Source organism: Mycobacterium riyadhense (assembly GCF_963853645.1).
Classification (GTDB): Bacteria; Actinomycetota; Actinomycetes; order Mycobacteriales; family Mycobacteriaceae; genus Mycobacterium; species Mycobacterium riyadhense.
In genome coordinates, this window is sequence record NZ_OY970456.1 from 1560789 (window position 1) to 1578983 (window position 18195).

The 18195-nt window shown below is 64.3% G+C and carries 10 protein-coding genes; 6 read left to right on the forward strand and 4 right to left on the reverse strand.

Annotated elements, in window-relative coordinates:
• Position 1 precedes the first annotated feature (1 nt).
• The 4 genes from AADZ78_RS07105 to AADZ78_RS07120 all read right to left on the reverse strand — a co-directional run bounded on the left by AADZ78_RS07105 (position 2) and on the right by AADZ78_RS07120 (position 4313).
• The gene (locus AADZ78_RS07105; RefSeq protein ID WP_085249778.1) at positions 2–904 is read right to left on the reverse strand and encodes a hydroxymethylglutaryl-CoA lyase; all 903 of its coding nucleotides are present in this window, start codon (positions 902–904) and stop codon (positions 2–4) included.
• Positions 901–2106, reverse strand: coding sequence for a CaiB/BaiF CoA transferase family protein (locus AADZ78_RS07110; RefSeq protein ID WP_085249779.1), 1206 nt, complete (start codon positions 2104–2106; stop codon positions 901–903). Before AADZ78_RS07110 ends, AADZ78_RS07105 begins: the two co-directional genes overlap by 4 nt.
• 206 nt (positions 2107–2312) lie before the next feature.
• The gene (locus AADZ78_RS07115; RefSeq protein WP_085249780.1) at positions 2313–3284 is read right to left on the reverse strand and encodes an NADPH:quinone oxidoreductase family protein; all 972 of its coding nucleotides are present in this window, start codon (positions 3282–3284) and stop codon (positions 2313–2315) included.
• Positions 3285–3305: 21 nt separating this feature from the next.
• Positions 3306–4313, reverse strand: a complete 1008-nt coding sequence (locus AADZ78_RS07120) for an acryloyl-CoA reductase (protein ID WP_085249781.1) — start codon at positions 4311–4313, stop codon at positions 3306–3308.
• A gap of 22 nt (positions 4314–4335) precedes the next feature.
• Between AADZ78_RS07120 and AADZ78_RS07125 the strand changes: the two genes are divergently transcribed.
• The 6 genes from AADZ78_RS07125 to AADZ78_RS07150 all read left to right on the forward strand — a co-directional run bounded on the left by AADZ78_RS07125 (position 4336) and on the right by AADZ78_RS07150 (position 18151).
• Positions 4336–5202: an oxidoreductase gene (locus AADZ78_RS07125; RefSeq protein ID WP_085249782.1), complete on the forward strand. Its 867-nt coding sequence runs from the start codon at positions 4336–4338 to the stop codon at positions 5200–5202.
• Positions 5203–5693: 491 nt separating this feature from the next.
• Entirely contained in the window at positions 5694–6239 is a 546-nt protein-coding gene (locus AADZ78_RS07130; RefSeq protein WP_239655233.1) for a nitroreductase/quinone reductase family protein, read from the forward strand.
• A 454-nt stretch (positions 6240–6693) separates the two neighbouring features.
• A complete protein-coding gene (locus AADZ78_RS07135; RefSeq protein ID WP_085249783.1) occupies positions 6694–13059 on the forward strand; it encodes a type I polyketide synthase in 6366 nt (2121 codons plus the stop codon).
• Entirely contained in the window at positions 13056–14438 is a 1383-nt protein-coding gene (locus AADZ78_RS07140; protein WP_085249784.1) for an aminotransferase class I/II-fold pyridoxal phosphate-dependent enzyme, read from the forward strand. Before AADZ78_RS07135 ends, AADZ78_RS07140 begins: the two co-directional genes overlap by 4 nt.
• A 9-nt stretch (positions 14439–14447) precedes the next feature.
• Complete coding sequence (locus AADZ78_RS07145) at positions 14448–17312, forward strand: RND family transporter (protein ID WP_085249785.1); 2865 nt, start codon at positions 14448–14450, stop codon at positions 17310–17312.
• A complete protein-coding gene (locus tag AADZ78_RS07150) occupies positions 17309–18151 on the forward strand; it encodes a class I SAM-dependent methyltransferase (protein ID WP_139828604.1) in 843 nt (280 codons plus the stop codon). Before AADZ78_RS07145 ends, AADZ78_RS07150 begins: the two co-directional genes overlap by 4 nt.
• Positions 18152–18195: the final 44 nt, after the last annotated feature.

An 18195-nucleotide genomic window follows, 5' to 3' on the forward strand; every position in this document is an offset into this window, starting at 1 on the left:
CTTATGCGCCGTTTCTGATCCGATCTCCCGCGCGTAACATGGCGCTCGGCAAGTCGTGTCCGACAACCGATTTCGCGACGCCAGCAGCGGCGATGGCGGCCTGCAGGTCGACGTCGACATTGAAGCCGCTGTCGGTCAACAGGTACACCAGGTCCTCGGTAGCGATATTGCCGGTGGCGCCCGGTGCGAATGGACAGCCACCGAGCCCGCCGACCGAGGCGTCCAACCGGGTGACGCCGGAGTTGACGGCCGCGTAGGCGCTGGCCAGTCCGGCGCCGCGGGTGTTGTGGAAGTGTCCGCCCAGCGGAAGGTCGCCAATCACCGGACGTAGTCGTGCGATCAATGAAGTCACCCGTCCGGGGGTTGCGGTGCCGATGGTGTCGGCGATCGAGAAGCGATCGACACCCTGGTCGCGGGCGGCCGCGGCGATGTCGAGGACCCGCTGCGGCGGGGTAGGCCCTTGGAACGGGGAGTCCCATGCGGTGGCGACGATGACCTCGACGGTGACGTCGCTATCGTGCGCGATGGTAACAATGTCGCCGATCAGGGCGATGGCCTCGGCGCTGGTGCGCCCGACGTTGGCGGTGCTGAATGAGTCGTCGGCCGCCACCACGTATTCGATAGCGCGCAGTCCGGCGGCGATGGCCCGCTTGGCGCCATTGGGACTGGCTACCAGCGCGGAGAATTCGATGTCGGGGTAGTTGTACAACTCGGCGGCGAGTTCAGCGGCGTCGGCCATCGACGGCACCTTCGACGGCGACACGAATGCCGTCGCCTCCACCTCGCGCACACCGGTGGCCGCAACTGCGCCGAGCAGTTCCAGCTTGGCCGACAATGGAATTGGCTTCTCGATCTGTAGTCCGTCGCGTAGTGAAACCTCGCGGATGTCGACGTGCTCGCTCATAGGACCCCCTCGGCGCGTAGCTCGGCAAGTTCCACGGCCGTCTTGCCCAGCAGCCCGATATAGACGTCGTCATTGTGTTGTCCCGGCCGCGCGGGCCCGGAATTTCGTACGGCGCCTGGTGATTCGGACAGCACCGGCACCACTCCCGGACCCAACACGTTGCGCTCGATGCGTTCGTCGTAGTGATCGACCAACATCCCGCGGGCCCGCAGCTGAGGATCCATGACGACGTCGGCAACCGTGTTGATTGGCCCGGCGATCACCCCAGCGGCGGACAGGGTTTCAATGATCTCGCCGGGTTTGCGTTGCGCGGCCCAATCACCGATGATCTCGTCGAGTTCGTCCTGGTTGCGGCCGCGTGCGCGGTGGTTGGCGAACCGCTCGTCGGTGGCCAGCTCTGGGCGGCCCATCGCTTGACACAGGCGGGCAAAGACGCTGTCCTGGTTGGCTGCGATCACCACCCAGTGGCCGTCGGCACTGCGGTAGATGTTGGAGGGCGCGATGCCCTCCAACCGGGTGCCGGACGGGCCGCGCACCACGCCGGCGATGTCGTAGTCCGGGATCGTGGAGTCCTGGACCGCCAAGCAGGCTTCAGTGAGCGCCACGTCAACCACCTGGCCTTGCCCGGTGATCCCGCGGCGGTACAGCGCGGCCAGAGCGCCCTGGGCGGCGAACATGCCCGCGAGGCTGTCGCCCAGCGACACCGAGAGGCGGGGCGGCGGCCCGCCCGGGAATCCGTTGAGGTGGCGCAGGCCGCTGGCGGCCTCGGCCATGGAGGCGTAACCGGCCTTGTGGGATTCGGGTCCGGTTTGCCCGTAGCCGGACACCCGAACCAGGACGATGCCCGGGTTGCGTTCGCTGAGCACGTCGTAGCCGAGGTTCCATTTCTCCAGCGTGCCCGGGCGGAAGTTCTCCACGATGATGTCGGATTCGTCGACGAGTTCAAGGAACAGCTCCCGGCCGCGTGGCCGGCGCAGGTCGAGCGTGACGGCGCGCTTGTTGCGGGCGTGCACCGTCCAGAAGAAGTGGTGTCCGTCGACTTCGGCCTGGCCCCAGGTGCGCAGCGGGTCCGGAGCGCCAGGCGGTTCGATCTTGATGACGTCGGCGCCCATATCGCCGAGCAGTCGGCCGGCGAACGGACCGGCGATCAAGGTGCCGAGTTCGAGCACCCGGATGCCGTCCAGCGGCCCGATAGGTGTCATTCGACCATCCGCTCGGTGAGGCCGCCGCGGCCCAGGGTGGACAAAGGATTCCATGGCTGGCTCCCGGGGGTCTCTGCCAAATCAAAAGTGACATTACTGTCCAATCGACCAGGCACAAGAGCTGAGCTGTTCGCTCAGACTCAAGCCACGCACACGCTCCGCGGCGTGTCTTGTGTGTGGTGTTAGTGTCGCGGACGCCTCCGGGGCTAATCGCGAACGCGCAGCACGACTTTCCCTTTGGCGCTGCGATTCTCCAGCGATGCGATCGCGGTGGCGGCCTCCTCGAGCGGGTAGACCACCGGCTCGGGCGGGGACAGCTTGCCCGCGGCGAGCAGCTGCTCGAGTGCGGCCCACTGCTCGGTCAGCGCGCCGGGGTGGGTCCCGGCCCAGGCGCCCCAGCCGACACCAACCACGTCAATGTTGTTGAGCAACAGCCGGTTTACCTTCACGGTCGGTATTTCACCGCCGGTGAAACCGATGACGAGCAAGCGTCCCCCCGGCGCGAGCGAGCGGAGCGAGTCGGTGAACCGGTCACCGCCGACCGGGTCGACCACGATGTCGACGCCGCGGCCGCCGGTTAGCTCCTTGGCCGCGTCCTTGAAACCCTCGGCCAGCACCACATCGGTTGCCCCGGCGGCGGTTGCGATTTGGGCTTTTTCCTCGGAGCTGACCACCGCAATGACGCGGGACGCCCCGAGCACCGACGCCAATCGCAGCGCGGAAGTGCCGATCCCTCCGGCGGCGCCGTGCACCAGCACCGTCTCGCCCGGTTGCAATCGGCCGCGCACGGTCAGCGCGAAATAGACGGTCAGGTCGTTGAATAGCACGCCAGCGCCCGATTCGAAGCTGACGTTGTCGGGCAGCTTGAACACCCGATCGGGTGGCAGCACCGCAACCTCAGCCATGCCACCGGTGAGCATGGTCAGGCCGACGACTCGGTCACCGGTTTGCACATGGGCGCCAGACGGCGCAGTGCGAACCACGCCGGCGATCTCGGCCCCGAGCACGAACGGCGGTTCCGGTCGGTACTGGTACAGGCCGCGGGTGAGCAGCGCATCGGGGAAAGCCACCCCGGCGGCGTGTACCTCGACGACGACGCCCTCGCCGGTGGGTTCATCGACCTCGGCCACCTCAACCGTGTCCGGACCATCCAGTCGAGTCACCCGTGCCGCGCGCATGCGCAACAGCGTACTTCCGGTTCAGAATCCGCCGGCGACCCGCACCACAGCCCGGCCAGTGAACGCCCCGGCACGCACCCGGTCAAGCACACCGACAACGTCCTTGACGTCGACCTCGGAGGTGATCTCGTCCAGATGACGCGGCCGCAACGAATCGCCGAGCCGTGCCCACAGTTCCCGTCGCGGACCGATGGCTAGCTGCACGGAATCGATGCCCAGCAATGCAACGCCGCGCAGGATGAACGGCATCACCGTGGTGTGCAGGCTCGCGCCACCGGTGAGCCCGCTGGCGGCCACCGCACCGCGGTAGTCGACGGCGCTAAGCACATCCGCCAGCGTCGCACCGCCTACGCAGTCCACCGCGGCCGCCCAGCGCGCCTTGGCCAGTGGCCGCGGTTTGGCGTCGGGATCGGCGGGCAGCCGCCCGATGACCTCCGCGGCGCCAAGGGCTTTCAGTAGTTCAGCTGCGCTCTCCTTGCCGGTCGATGCCACCACCTGGTAGCCGGCGCCGGCCAGTAGATCCACGCTGACCGAGCCGACGCCGCCGGAGGCGCCGGTGACGACAACGGGGCCAGCGTCGGCCTTGATGCCCCAGTCGACGAGCGCCTGCGCGCTCATCGCGGCGGTGAAGCCGGCGGTCCCGATCGCCGCGCCGTCACGCGGACTGAGCGCGCCCAGCGGCACCACCTGATCGGCCGGCAGCCGCGCGTATTCGGCGTAGCCGCCGTGGTGGCCGGTGCCGATCTGGTAACCGTGGGCAAGCACGCTGTCTCCGACCGCGAAGTCCGATGACCGAGACTCGACGACTTGGCCGGTCAGGTCGATGCCCGGCACCAGCCCTGTTGGGGGGTAGTTGCGCACCACGCCGCCGCCCGGGGTCAGCGCCAGCGCGTCCTTGAAGTTGACGCTGGAATACAGCACCTGGATCGTCACCTCTCCGGGCGGCAGGTCGGACTCGGTGAGTGTCTCGACCGATGCCGTTATCCGGTCGCGCTCTTGGCGCGCCACCAACGCTTGAAACGTGTTCATGATTCGACGCTAGTCTCCGTGTATGGATTCCTTTACGTTTGGTCCACTTGGGCGCTTTTCGGTGGCCCGCATCGGTTTCGGCGCGATGCAACTGCCCGGTCCCGGTGTGATGGGACCGCCGCGGGATCGCGACGCTGCGCTGGCCGTGCTGCGACGGGCCGTCGAGCTCGGCGTCAACCACATCGACACCGCACAGTTCTACGGGCCGGATGTCGCGAATCAACTGATCCGGGAGGCGCTGTATCCCTATCCGGAGAACCTGGCGCTGGTGAGCAAGGTCGGCGCGCGCCGCGATGAGGCCGGCGCCTGGCTGCCGGTCACCGAACCCGCCGACCTGCGCCGGGATCTGGAAGCCAACCTCCGCACCCTCGGCGTCGACCGGTTGGCGGTGGTCAATCTACGACTGATGGGTGGCGAGGGGCCGGATCAGCTGTTCGACGACCAGCTTTCGACGATGATCGCGGCCCGCGATGAAGGGCTGATCGACGGTATCGGGCTCAGTGAAATCACCCGTGAGCAGCTGCTGCACGCGTTGCAGCGTACCGAAATCGCCTGCGTGCAAAATGCTTTCAACCTAGTCCACCGAGCATCGACTCCGGTGCTGAACGAATGCACGGCGCGTGGCATTGCCTTCGTGCCGTTCTTCCCACTGGGATCGGCATTCGTGCAATCGAACCCGGTGTTGGGGAACGACGTGATTCGGCGGGCGGCCGCACAATTGGGCCGTACGCCGGCTCAGATCGCGTTGGCGTGGACGCTGAGTGTGGCACCCAATGTGTTGCTGATCCCGGGTACCTCGTCGGTACAGCACCTGGAGGAGAACCTCGCCGTCGCGGAAATCGAGCTCGACGACGACACCCGCGAGCAACTGAACGCCGTTGCTGGCTGATGCGTGTCCGCTCGGCGACCACGGATGATGCCGCTGGCTGCCTTGGGATCTATCGCCCGTATGTGCTGGATACCGTGATCACCTTCGAGACCGAGGTGCCGACGGTCGAGGAAATGACGGCGCGCATCGTCGCTGCCCCGGGTACTGCACGAATGGCTCGTCCTCGAGGTGGAAGGAGCCGTCGTCGGTTACGCTTATGCACACCAGTTCAATTCGCGCGCCGCATACCGATGGTCGGCAGAGACGAGCGTCTACATGGCGCAGGATCGCCAGCGCTGCGGGGATCACGACGTTGCGTGGTGGCAGCTCGACCTGGTTGGCTCCGACGACGAGGTCGACCCGCCGCCCGAGATCGCTACGTCGGCGGGGGACGCTTGCTCTTTAGCAAATCGCAACCTACGATAGCGCAACCTACGCCTGCATACAGCAATAGTTGCATATAGCAACACTGGCGGAGTTGCTAACCCCTTTTGGAACGAAGTGAGTTCAGGATGAATGATATTGAGCGCGGATCGCACGCCGGTGCGACGGTGAACGGGCTCTATGGCCTTTATGTCCGCATGATGCGGTGGCTGGGCCACTATCGTTGGTTCTCGCTGTATGTGAAGCACATTGGTTCGAAATTCGACCTGGCGCTGCTGCGAGTGACTCGGGGCCGGCTATCGGTGATGGGGCGCGCACTGCCCACGATGCTGCTCACCACGACTGGCAACAGGACCGGCAAACAGCGGACGGTTCCGGTGTTCTACGTACTCGACGGCAAGAACGTGGTCGCGGCTTGCGAGAACCTCGGCCTAGAAGCCGCCAGCGGCTGGCCCAAGAACCTGCGTTCTGATCCAAGGGCACGCATCGAGATCGAGGGCACCGCCGCAAGCTACCTGGCTAGGCCTGCCACGCGGGAAGAGATGGACCGCAACATGCCGAGCCTTATCACAATGTGGCCCGCGCATGACACCTACCTCAAGCGCGGGGGTGCACGTTACGTGTTTGTCTTCGAGCCGGTGGACGTGACGGCCCTCAGGGAAGCGACGGCCTGACCGCTCGGTTTGATCAGCTGCGTGATTGCTAGGCACGGTGCATTCGAGAAGCGCCGCGTCGACAGGCTTGGCCGACCACATTCGGCCAATGACGGCAGATGTTGAATTATGTCGCAGCGCACTGGGTTACCGGGCCACAGTAGCGGTGGCGGTCGCCGTGTAGCGCGCTATCGCCAGACCTTCTGACCTGGCGGACCGCAAACAACTTGTTGCTGGGCTAACAAGCCTCTTGCGTTCTGGCTAGCCGCGTCCTAATATAACCAATCGAGTGATTACATAGGCAACAGTTGCGTATCGCAACGAATGCATATGACAACGTGTGCAATGCAGCCTCACGTCATTGGCGTACCCGGTGGTTGAGATCCCGCGGTGCAAGTAGTCAGTCCCCCGGTGGCCGGGTGGCGCTCAGCGTCAAAAGCCTTATGCCAAAACAATTATCGTAGGAGTGTCGGTAGTGAGTCGTATCGCAATTGTGGGGATCGGGTGCCGGTACGCCGGCGGGATCGATTCCGCGGAGTCGTTCTGGGACTTTGTGGTGCGTAAGGGCGACGGTGTGGTGGACATACCGGCCGAGCGTTGGGACTATCGGCGTTACTACGACCCGGACAAGCGCGCCGCCGAACGGATGTACACCAAGCGAGCCGCATTCTTGGAATGCGATCCGTGGCAGTTCGATTCAGACTTCTTCGGCATCTCGCCGCGCGAAGGAACGACCCTGGATCCACAGCAGCGACTGATCATGGAGGTCGCGTGGGAAGCGCTCGACGACGCCGGCGTGGCCGGCCGGGTATCGGGCCGGCCGGTCGGTGTTTACGTTGGCGCGTTTACCACCGATCACGTGATCAACGCGGTTTCCGGCTCGGCCCTGGCCCACGTCAACATGCACTCGGCTGCCAGCGCGTCGTTCACCATGCTGTCGAATCGACTGGCGTATGCGCTTAACCTGAAGGGGCCCGCGCTCACCGTCGACACCGCGTGCTCGTCGTCACTGGTGGCGTTCCACCTTGCGTGCCAGGGGATTTCCATCGGTGATTGCGAAATGGCACTGGTTGGCGGGGTCAACATGATGCTGCAGCCGGAAACGTTCGTCACGATGTGCAAGGGCGGATTCCTGGCCACTGACGGACGTTGCAAGTCGTTCTCGGCCTCCGCCGACGGCTATGGCCGGGGCGAAGGAGCCGGGATGGTCCTGCTCCGCAAGCTCGACGACGCCGTGCGCGATGGGGACCGGATCTACGCGGTCGTGGAAGCCACCGGTTCCAATCAGGACGGCCGAACGACCGCGATCACCGTTCCCAGCTTGGATTCCCAAGAGGCACTGGCGCGTTCGGTGTGCGAACGGTCCGGCATCGCCCCCCATCGGGTCACCTACGTGGAGGCGCATGGCACCGGAACACCGGTCGGTGATCCGGTGGAGTTGCGCGCGCTCGGACGGGTATACGGCGCCGTTGAAGGGCGCAACGAACCGCTTCCGGTGGGGTCGGTGAAATCGACCTTGGGGCACACCGAGGCGGCCGCCGGCGTCGCCAGCGTGATCAAAGGCGCGCTAGCCGTCTACCACCGGACACTGCCGCCACAAGGCTGGTTCGAGGATCCCAATCCCGACATTCCGTTCGACGATCTGCGGATTGCGGTCCAGCTCGAGGCCGAGAAGGTTGGTGCCGACGTCGAGCGGATGACGGTCGCAATCAATGGGTTTGGGTACGGCGGCACCAATGCACATGCAATTCTCACCGAACCGCAGAGCTCATCAGCCTCGCGGACGCCGCTTCCCCAGGCGTCGAGCCGCCCCAACACAAACGTGTTTCCGCTTTCGGCGCGTAGCGAGGCCGCAGCACGTGCGCTGGCCGGTACGTACGCCGAGTTGCTGGAATCTACGACGGATCTTGACCACTTCCTCGAGGCGGCATGGACGCGCCGGGCGCACCACCGCTATCGTGCCGGACTTGCGTTCGCTGATCCCGCGGATCTCGCCGAGGGGCTGCGCAAGATCTCGTCCGGCGCTGCCCCCGTCGGATCGGTGGTGGGCCGCTCTGCCGGTTCGGTGTTCGTGTTCTCCGGTATGGGCCCGCAATGGTGGGCGATGGGCCGTGACCTGCTTAACGCCGGTGGCGCGTTCGCCTCGGAAGCGGCTCGCATTGACAACGTGTTCAAAGCTATCGCCGGCTGGTCCATCATCGAAGAACTGCTGCGCCCGGAGGACGAGTCACAGATTGCTTCAACGGCAATCGCGCAGCCGGCGAATTTCCTTGTCCAGGTGGCACTCACGCATGAACTCGCCACGTTCGGAATCACGCCGAGCGTTGTGGTCGGGCACAGCGTCGGTGAGGTCTCCGCGGCGTATGTCGCCGGGATGCTGTCATTGGACGACGCGCTGCGGGTTTCCCACCACCGCGGGAGGCTGCAGGCGACGACGGCGGGTACCGGCGGCATGCTCGCAATAGGGTTGCCCGTCGACGAGATACGACCGCTGCTGCACGAATACACCGAAGTCGACATTGCGGCAATCAACAGCCCGTCGTCGGTGACCGTGGCCGGCGATCCGCGTAGCTTGGAAAGCCTCTCCGAGAGCTTAAGTGAGCGTGGCGTTTTCACTCGGATACTGCGGGTAGAAGTGCCGTATCACAGCCGGCGAATGGACCCAATCCTCGACGAACTGCGGGCCATGCTGGCCGACATCGCACCGCAACAACCAAGCGTCCCCCTGTACTCCACGGTCACCGGCGAAGCCGCCACCAACTGGGATGCCGACTACTGGTGCGACAACGTACGCCAACCCGTGCGATTCGCCGATGCGGTCAAGACACTGATCCGTGCCGGACACCGCATCTTTGTTGAGGTCGGCCCACACCCCGTCCTGTCAGCGAACATTCGCGAAATCTTGCTGGCAGAAGGCGAATCGGGCACCACGGTTTCAACCCTGGATCGTAACCGCGCGGACGCTGAAAGCATCCGGCAAACGATCGCCGGACTGTACGTGGCCGGGCATCTGGACCCAGCCGACCTGTTCACGAAACCCGCTGCGCATTACCATCTTCCGCACTACCCCTGGCAGCGACAACTCTTGCACCAAGAGCTACCCGAACACGTGCAAGCCAAGTACGGCACCCCCGACGGTTACTCGATGCTCGGCGACCCAGACCTCTATGACCGGCTCGCCTGGGAACTGCGAGTAAGTGGGCAATCGCTGCCGTGGCTCGCGGATCACGTTGTCAATGGCGCCTGCTTGATTCCTGGCGCAGCGTATCTGGATGCCGCGCTGAGCGCCGCCGCAGCGCGCACCGGAGCCAACACCGTGACGGCCGAAGATGTGCGGTTCGTCGCGCCGTTAATTGTCGACCCTGCAGACGGCACCATACTGCGCACCGAGTTCGATGAACCGAGTCGCCGGTTCACCATTCGCTCTCGCGCCGCCGCCAACACGGCGTGGACGGTCCACGCCACCGGCCGCCTGGTTGACGGAACTTACCTGGTCACCAAACATTCCGTCCCCGACACCCGCGACATGACGGAGATCGCGCCGGCGGCGCTCTACGCGGTTCTGGGTACTCGAGGACTGACCACCGGCCCGAACTTTCAGCGCATCCGGTCGCTACACGCCAGCGCCATCGAGGCGGTCGCCACCGTGGACGCACGGCCAGAGTCCGACGTGACAAGGCACTTGGCTCATCCTTGCGTCATTGATGCTGCGTTGCAAACCGTGGCTCCACTCATTGACCAAGCCGTTGGTCGCACTTACGGAACCGTGGTGCCGATCGCGGTCGACGCGATCCGTGCCTTCGCTCCATTCACCGATGACGTGACCGTGATCGCCCGCCGGCACGTCACCGATCCGATGTGCGCCGACATCGTGATCCTCGACACCGAACAACGCGCATGCATGCAGATTGTCGGCGTTCGATTCGGCTCCATCACTCCCGGACGTGGGGTGCTGGACCACATGGATCCGCTCTTCTACGAAGAGGTTTGGGATCTACGTGATCCGCTCAGCCTCGATGCGCTGGTGCCCGCTGAGCAAACGGCGACGTTGGTGGTGGCAGTTGGGGACGGGCCGCACCCGCGGGCCCAGGAACTGTGCGACAACCTGCCGCACGCCACCTACCACGAGTGGACTGCCGTTGTGGGCCTTGAGGCAGATGCCGAAGCCCAACTCATGCAACAGCTCTGGGACGTATCACGGCATCGTCCGCGACTTCATGTCTGTGTCGTTGCGGGGCATATCACCGACGACACCGGCGCGCTGTGGGCGCTGCAACGGATCGCCATCACCACCGAGAGGTTTCTCGACGAGCAGGCGGGCGCGGGATCCGAGGAGAAGTCGGTGTTCGGCGACGGTTCGGTTGGCGACGACTCCTTCTATGTCAGCCTGGTCACCGAACGAGCGTTTGCCCACCATACCGATGTTTCGGTGCCCAACCCCAGTCATGCCGGCCTGGCCGGAGCACGGCGCGTCATGGTCGGCGAGCAGCCACGGTTGCGTTGGCGTCTGATTGACGTCGACCCGGACACCAACATGGCCGACCTTGTTTCGGAATTGCTGGTGCCCGGCGCATTCAGCAACGACATGGCCGATGAAGTGCTGTTGCGCAGCGGTTTACGGTTCACCCCCGTCATTATGCGTACGCTGCCGCAGCGGCTCGGCGAGATGGCCAAGATCGAGCCGCTCCACGACCCGGAAGCAAACTTCACTGTCGAGGTTCCAAAGTCGCGAATCATGTCCGAACTCGGTTGGCGGCGCTGCCCTCGGCGGTCCCCGGGCCGCGGTCAAGTGGAGCTGCACATGCAGGTCGTCGGCTTGAACTATAAGGACGCCATCAAGGTGCTCGGCCTTCTAGGTGAACGAGAGTTGGCGCCAACACATTTCGGCACTGAGCTGGGCATGGAAGGCGTCGGGGTGGTGACCCGCGTCGGACCCGACGTCAGCGAGCCGCAGGTTGGAGACGTTGTCATCACCGCAGCCAAGGGCATGCTGACCCGGTATCACCTCGCCGAGGCGGCGTTGTGCGGGAAGCTATTGCCGGCCTCCGGGCACGGCGGCATCCGTCCCGAGCACTGCACCAGCATCACCGCGTTTCTCACTGCCGAGCGTTCGCTGCTGACCTTGGCGCGATTGCAGCCGGGTGAGACGGTGCTGATTCATGGTGCTGCCGGCGGCGTGGGATCGGCTGCGATTCAGGTCGCCAAGGCCCGCGGCGCAGCGGTTATCGGTACCGCCCGCACCGATGAACGCCGTGCCTATGCGCTGGCCGCCGGCGCTGACCATGTGATCGATTCACGTTCGCTGAATTTCGTCGAGGACGTGTACGAGATCACCAACGGCCGCGGCGCCGACGTGATCATCAGCAGCGCGCCAGGGGAGATCCTGCGCCACAACTTCGATGCGGTCGCCGAGTTCGGCCGCATCGTGGAGGTCGGCAAGGCCGACATCTACCAAGGTGGCACTTTGGATTTGGCGGCGTTCGACAAGAACGTCGGCTACTTCTCGATCGACATGGACCGAATGCTGGCTCACGACTCGGCGGGCTTCGTGGATCTGATCACCAGCATCTGCGAAAAGTTCAGCAACGGCACCTACCAGCCGCTGCCGGTGGAGGTTTTCGGCACCGCGGACCTAGCCCGGGCATGCGAGGAGGTATTCCGCTCCGACCGGACCGGACGCGTTGCGGTGCGGCTCAACGACGTTGCGCCACCGGTGCGGCCCAGCTGGCAGGAGGTCGTCACCGACCCCGAAGCCGCCTACATGATCACCGGCGGATACGGCGGATTCGGACTGGCAACCGGACGCTGGCTGGTCCGGCGCGGCGCCCGACACCTAATCCTGGTCGGCAGGAGCGGCGCGACAACAGAGATAGCGAAAAAGCAACTGGCGCAGTGGCGGACAGTGGGGATCGAGGTCACCGAGGAATTGCTCGACGTGACCGACGCCGACGCGGTGAACGCGCTGGTGCGCCGCAGCCACCGCGCCGAGCGCCCGTTGCGTGGCATTTTCCATACCGCGGGTGCCGTTGCCGATCAGCGGGTCGCTGATCTGGAACTGGAAAGCCTCAAGCGTGTCTACGACGCCAAGGTCGAGGGGGCTCGCGCGCTGTGGGCGGCCGTCGCCGAGGCTGGTATCACACTTGACCAGTTCGCGTTCTACTCCTCTGGCGGTTCGATGTTGGGCACCATGGGGCAATTCAGTTACACCGCGGCCAATCTCGCGTTGCAGTGTCTTACCGAGGAGATCGTCCGCCAAGGGCAGTCCGCGATCTGCATCGGCTGGGGCCACATGTCCGGTTTGGCGGGCGGTATGGCCTCCGACGAAACCGCCGCGCGGTATCTCAATGCCGCCGGCTTTGATCCGATCGACATGGATGACGGCCCAATCTATTTGGAAGCGGCCATGCGATTGGGCATCACGCAAGCGGCGATCATCCCGATCAACTGGTCCAAGGTGAACGCCACGGTAGGTCACTTACGGAACCTGCTACGCACCGCCGCGCTCGTTTCCGCCGCGGCCGACGCGAATTCGACCGGGGAACGCCTGCGCGCCAACCTGGCCGCGCTCGACGAGGGCAAGCGCGGCGAGGTGGTGGCGTACATGCTCGCGGAACAGTTGGCCGCCGTCATGGGTGTATCGGCCGAGTCGATCGAGATCGACATCCCGGTAACCGAACTCGGCCTGGACTCACTCATGGCCGTGGAGTTCGGTGCCCGCGCCAGTCAAGCGCTTGGTGTGCATCTGGCCACGTTGCAAATGGGACGCACCTTCGACCTTCGGCAGGCGGGATCGCACATCGCCGAAGTCATCACCACGGGAACTGGAGCCGCAGCAGCATGACCGCAGGTCTGACAAGCAATTCCGCGCGCGACATCGCCCGCAGTTTGCTCGCCAATTCAGACGGCACCGACACGGCGGCGTCGGCGGCAGAGGTGACCCCAGTCGTCAAGGCGCCGCCAGAAGTTGGCACGCCGCGGCGCGACACGGGCCGACCGTTCGGCGATCAGCCGGGTGTCGTCGGCGCCCGCGAGCGGGCGGCGCGCGCGCTGGCGATGGGCGAGCTGACCGGGATGCCGAATCCGTTGTTCATCCCGAGGCAAGGGCCCAACACCTCCGTCATCGAAGGTCCCTACGGGGCCACGACCAATTTCTCCAACTACAACTACCTTGGCATGGCGCACCACCCGAAAGTCATTAAGGCAGTTCAGGATGCGGTAGGCCAGTACGGCGCCTCGGCTTCGGCCAGCCGCATCACGTCCGGGGAGATCGAGATCTACCCTCGACTGGAACGCAGGCTGGCTGAAATCTATAACGTGGAATCGGCCATCATCGCCACGAGTGGATACCTCACGAATTCCGGAGTTATCGGATTCCTCCTCGGCGAACGCGACGCCGTCGTGGCGGATGCGCTCATCCACTCGAGTGTGGTCACCGGTGCGCGGTGGGCTGGTGCGCGCAGCATGACGTTCCGCCACAACGACCCGGAGTCCTTACGGGGTGTGCTGCGCATGTCGCGCGAGCGTTTCGACCGGGTACTCGTCGTCATCGAGGGCCACTACAGCATGGACGGTGACGTCGGGAGGCTTCCCGAGATCACAGCAGTTGCACGTGAATTCGACTGTGCGGTAATGGTGGATGAGGCGCACTCGATAGGGGTATTTGGCGCCCACGGGCACGGCGTACGTGAACACTTTGGACTGCCCGGCGACGCCGTGGACATCTGGATGGGCTGCCTGTCCAAGGCGTTGGGCAGTTGCGGCGGGTTCATTGCCGGTAGTGCCGAGATCATTCAAGCCCTGCACACCTCGCCTGTGGCCACCCTTACCGTCGGACCGCCACCGAGTGCCGCAGCAGCCGCACTTGCGGCACTCGAGGTGCTCGACAGCGAGCCTCAGCGGGTTTCGCAGCTGTGGCACAACGCCAAGCTATTCACAGCCGCACTCCGCGAGCGCAATCTCAACCTGGGGTTCTCAGAGGGCACACCGATCGTACCGGTGTTGGTGCCGGGCGAGATTCAAGTGCTGTACGCGTCTTCGCTGCTGCTGCAACGCGGCGTCTACGTCGGCCCGGTGGCAGCTCCGGGCGTCGGCCCGGGGCAGGAACGGCTGCGCTTCTTCGTCACAAGCGAGCACAGCCAGGAGCAATTGGTAACAACAGCCGACCTGGTCGCGGAGGTGGTTGCATTAGCCACCGACGTCGGTGCCGCTCTCACGATGTGAGCCGCGAGCATGGCCAATGCCTTCACCGCGCTCGCACGATATAGCCATCGCTACGCGCTATGGGTCATCGTCGCCTGGGTTCTGGTTGCCGGGGTGGCGAACACCTTTGTCCCGCAACTGGAACGGGTGGTCGCCGCCCGCGAGCGGCCACTGCTGCCTGCCGATGCTGCGAGTTCGCTTGCAGTGCAACGATCCGCAGTGGCACTCTCTCAAAAGGCCACCGACAACATCGGATACGTGGTCCTGCAACGCGGCGCGCCCCTCAATGGTCGTGACCGTAAATTCTACGATCAGCTGATCGCAGCGTTGCGCAGCGATTCGCGCCATGTGAGCGAGGTCATGGACTGGTGGGGCACCCCGGCTACTTCGGAATCTGCGGTGAGCAACGACCACAACGTGGCGATAGCCGTGGTACGTCCATCGGGAATGATCGGCACGTCGCAAGCCAGACAGTCGATAACCGCCATGCGCGGCATCGTGGCACGGCTGAATCCACCTGACGGACTGCACATCTATGTCACGGGTCCTGGCGCTACCGTCGTGGACGAGTTCGGGGCTATCGACAGGCAGACGCTTACCATCACGACGGCAACGGCCGTGGCGCTCCTGGTTCTCTTGCTGATCGTCTATCGATCCCTTGTCACCGCGATGGTGCCGCTGGTGTCGGTCGGCTTGGCGTTGGCGGTGGCCCGGCCGATCCTCGCCATCCTCGGCGATCACAACCTCATTGAGGTCTCACCGTTGTCGATTGCGTTGGGTGCCGGTGTGATTCTCGGCGCCGGCACCGACTTCGGGATCTTCCTGCTCGGGCGTTACCACGAACGGCGCCGGCAACATGTCGCCCCGGCGGAAGCGCTAGCAGACGCCCACCGGGGCGTGGCGCCAGTAATTGTGGGATCGGCGCTGACCGTGGCCACAGCATTCGGGTGCCTGGCATTTGCGCGTATCAGCATTTTTCGCACCAACGGAATCGCGTGTGCCGTAGGTGTTCTCACTGCCATGCTGGCAGCGCTGACGCTGACACCGGCACTGATCGCGGTCGCGGAACGCCGGGGTCTGCTCAAGCCGCAACGTCCTGCGATAGCGCGCCGATGGCGACGCATCGGGGTGGCGGTGGCACGGTGGCCGGGGCCGATACTGGTAACCAGCGGCGCATTGATACTTGCGCTGGCGATTCCGCTGTGCGGGCTACATATTGGTTGGGACGAAACCGCGTCAACCCCTGCCGACGCTGAATCCAACCGCGGGTACCAGGCGGTCGATCGTCACTTCGCCCCCAATCAACTGCTGCCCGACGTCGTCACCATCGCAACGGATCACGACATCCGCAACCCCGCGGGCCTGGTTGCTGTCGAACGAATCACCAGCGCGATTATGGCAATTCCGGGTGTACGCATGGTGCAGTCAGCGAGTCGTCCCGACGGGACGGTTCCGCAGGAAGCTACCCTGACCGCCCAAGCGGGAACCATTGGCGATCGGCTGGACGATGCCCTCCAACAGCTCAACTCGCGGCAGGCGACGTTCAATGACCTGGACGCCTCACTCGGTCAAATGTCAACGGCGCTGGATGGGTTTCGGAGCGGACTGCACCGCGGTGCCGCCGGACTTGGCGAGGTGACGTCGGCCGCCGCGCGGATGCACGACGCGATGACCAGGCTTGCGGGCACCATCGACGATGTCTCGCAGAACTTGGATCCCTTGCGAAGTTTCACCACCCAAATACCGAACTGCTCGACGAACCCATTGTGTGCGGATGTCCAAGGAATGGTGCAGTGGGCGGACATCGTCGTCGAGAGCTCCACGCAGCTGACCAACAGCGCAGGACAGCTCGCCACCGGGTCTGCTACCTCCGAAGCCGGGTTGGCTGAGCTACCAAACGTATTGAACAGCCTCGCCGTTGAACTGCAGCGGGCCCGAACGGCGACGGCAAGCTTGAAGCAACTTGTCGACGGCGTCAGCTCGCCGATACGACAACTGTCCGGATACCTGCACGACCTGGCCGACGCTTTCCAGGGCAGCCCCGGTACCGGCTACTACGTCTCCAGCAAAGCCATGACGGACCCGCTCTTGCGCGAAGTGTTGGACGATTTCATCTCCCCAAACGGACGTGCCACCGTCCTACTGGTCTACGGCGAGGGTCACGAGTGGGGAAGCGAAGGCGCCCAACGTGTTCGTGAGATCAAGTCCGCAATCCGGGAGTCGACCAAGGAGGGCACCTTCAAGCCGACCGACGTCGAGCTGGCGGGCGTCGGGCCGGCCACCCACGACCTTCAGGTCCTGGAGCGCGGCGACGTCACACTGCTTGCGGCCGCAGTGCTGATCGTTGTCTTCGCGATCGTTGCGCTACTGCTCAGGAGCCCGGTCGCCGGCTTCGTGGTGGTCGGCACCGTCGTGATTTCTTACGCCGCGGCGCTTGGCGCGAGCGCGTTGATCTGGCAGCAGCTGCTTGGTCATGAATTGCATTGGGCGGTACCGCCGATCGCGTTCGGCGCGCTGGTAGCTGTCGGCTCCGACTACAACCTGCTCTTGGCGTTACGCATCCGCGAAGAACGTTGCGCGGGGCTACGTATCAGTATCGTCCGAGCGTTCGCCGCCACGGGTGGTGTGGTGACAACCGCCGGACTTGTGTTCGGGATAACGATGTTCGCGCTCGCGTCGAGCAGCGTACTGAGCGTCGCGCAAATCGGCACCACGATCGGCGTCGGGCTGGTGTTGGACACCCTCGTCGTTCGCAGCTTCATCCTGCCGTCGCTGATTGCTTTGCTTGGCCGCTGGTTTTGGTGGCCGCGATGCATCGTCCCAGGATCTGCGGAAGTTCCTGACATTTCTGTGGCTTCGGCAGTCTCCGGGCTCGTGAAAGGTGCAACCAGGTGAGCATTGAAACCGCAAACAGACCAGGCTTGACCCCCGTATCGAGGACCGCCTTCTACTGCTGTGGCATGCGCGCCGTAGACGCGCGGTCGGCGCGATCGATATGCGCCGACATCTACGCCGACGATCTCTTGACTGACGAAGGTCGGGCAATCTTTGCGATGTTCCACGGTTCGGCCCGACAAAACGTCAGCACCGTGGTGCGGTCGCGGATCTTTCAGGATGAGATCGCTGCGCATCTGAAGGCAGATCCGGATCTGCAGATCGTCAACATTGGTGCCGGCTTCGACAGCCGCGCATTTCGGATCGCTGGCGGCCGCTGGTTTGAGATCGATGAACCAGCGATCATCGAGCACAAAAATGCTCGGCTGCCGGAGCGGGACTGCCCCAATCCCTTGCAGCGCATCGCTGTGGAGTTCGACAACGACGAACTGGTCACCGCGTTGCGTGTCTGCGATCCTGGCGCGAACACCTTGATAGTGATGGAAGGGGTGTTTATGTATCTAAAACGCGTGCAAGTAATCGAATTGCTGCAAGCGCTGCGCGAAGCGCTGCCGACGCACACCCTGATCTGCGACCTGATGAACAGAACGTTCTTTGAAAAGCACATGGGCAAGGCTTACGAAGCCATCACCGCCCTCGGCAGTGAATTCAAATTGCGTGAGCCTCAGCCTGAATACTTGTTTCTTGGCAACGGCTATCAGCACAACGGCGATCCGATCTCGATCGTGGGCCGCGCACGCGACTTCGGTGTGCTCTGGGTGCCTGGACTGTTGTTCAGGACCATTCTCAAGAGTGTGCGAGATGGCTACTGCGTGCACAGTTTTCGAACGGCACTCTAGTTTCCCGCTATGTGAGCTCGGGCGACCGCCTGGTGCGCATCGAC

Coding starts and splice junctions, on each gene's coding strand:
- AADZ78_RS07145 (WP_085249785.1), top strand. CDS start 14,448: ATGGCCAATGCCTTCACCGCGCTCGCACGATATAGCCATCGCTACGCG.
- AADZ78_RS07120 (WP_085249781.1), bottom strand. CDS start 4,313: ATGAACACGTTTCAAGCGTTGGTGGCGCGCCAAGAGCGCGACCGGATA.
- AADZ78_RS07140 (WP_085249784.1), top strand. CDS start 13,056: ATGACCGCAGGTCTGACAAGCAATTCCGCGCGCGACATCGCCCGCAGT.
- AADZ78_RS07130 (WP_239655233.1), top strand. CDS start 5,694: ATGAATGATATTGAGCGCGGATCGCACGCCGGTGCGACGGTGAACGGG.
- AADZ78_RS07110 (WP_085249779.1), bottom strand. CDS start 2,106: ATGACACCTATCGGGCCGCTGGACGGCATCCGGGTGCTCGAACTCGGC.
- AADZ78_RS07115 (WP_085249780.1), bottom strand. CDS start 3,284: ATGCGCGCGGCACGGGTGACTCGACTGGATGGTCCGGACACGGTTGAG.
- AADZ78_RS07125 (WP_085249782.1), top strand. CDS start 4,336: ATGGATTCCTTTACGTTTGGTCCACTTGGGCGCTTTTCGGTGGCCCGC.
- AADZ78_RS07105 (WP_085249778.1), bottom strand. CDS start 904: ATGAGCGAGCACGTCGACATCCGCGAGGTTTCACTACGCGACGGACTA.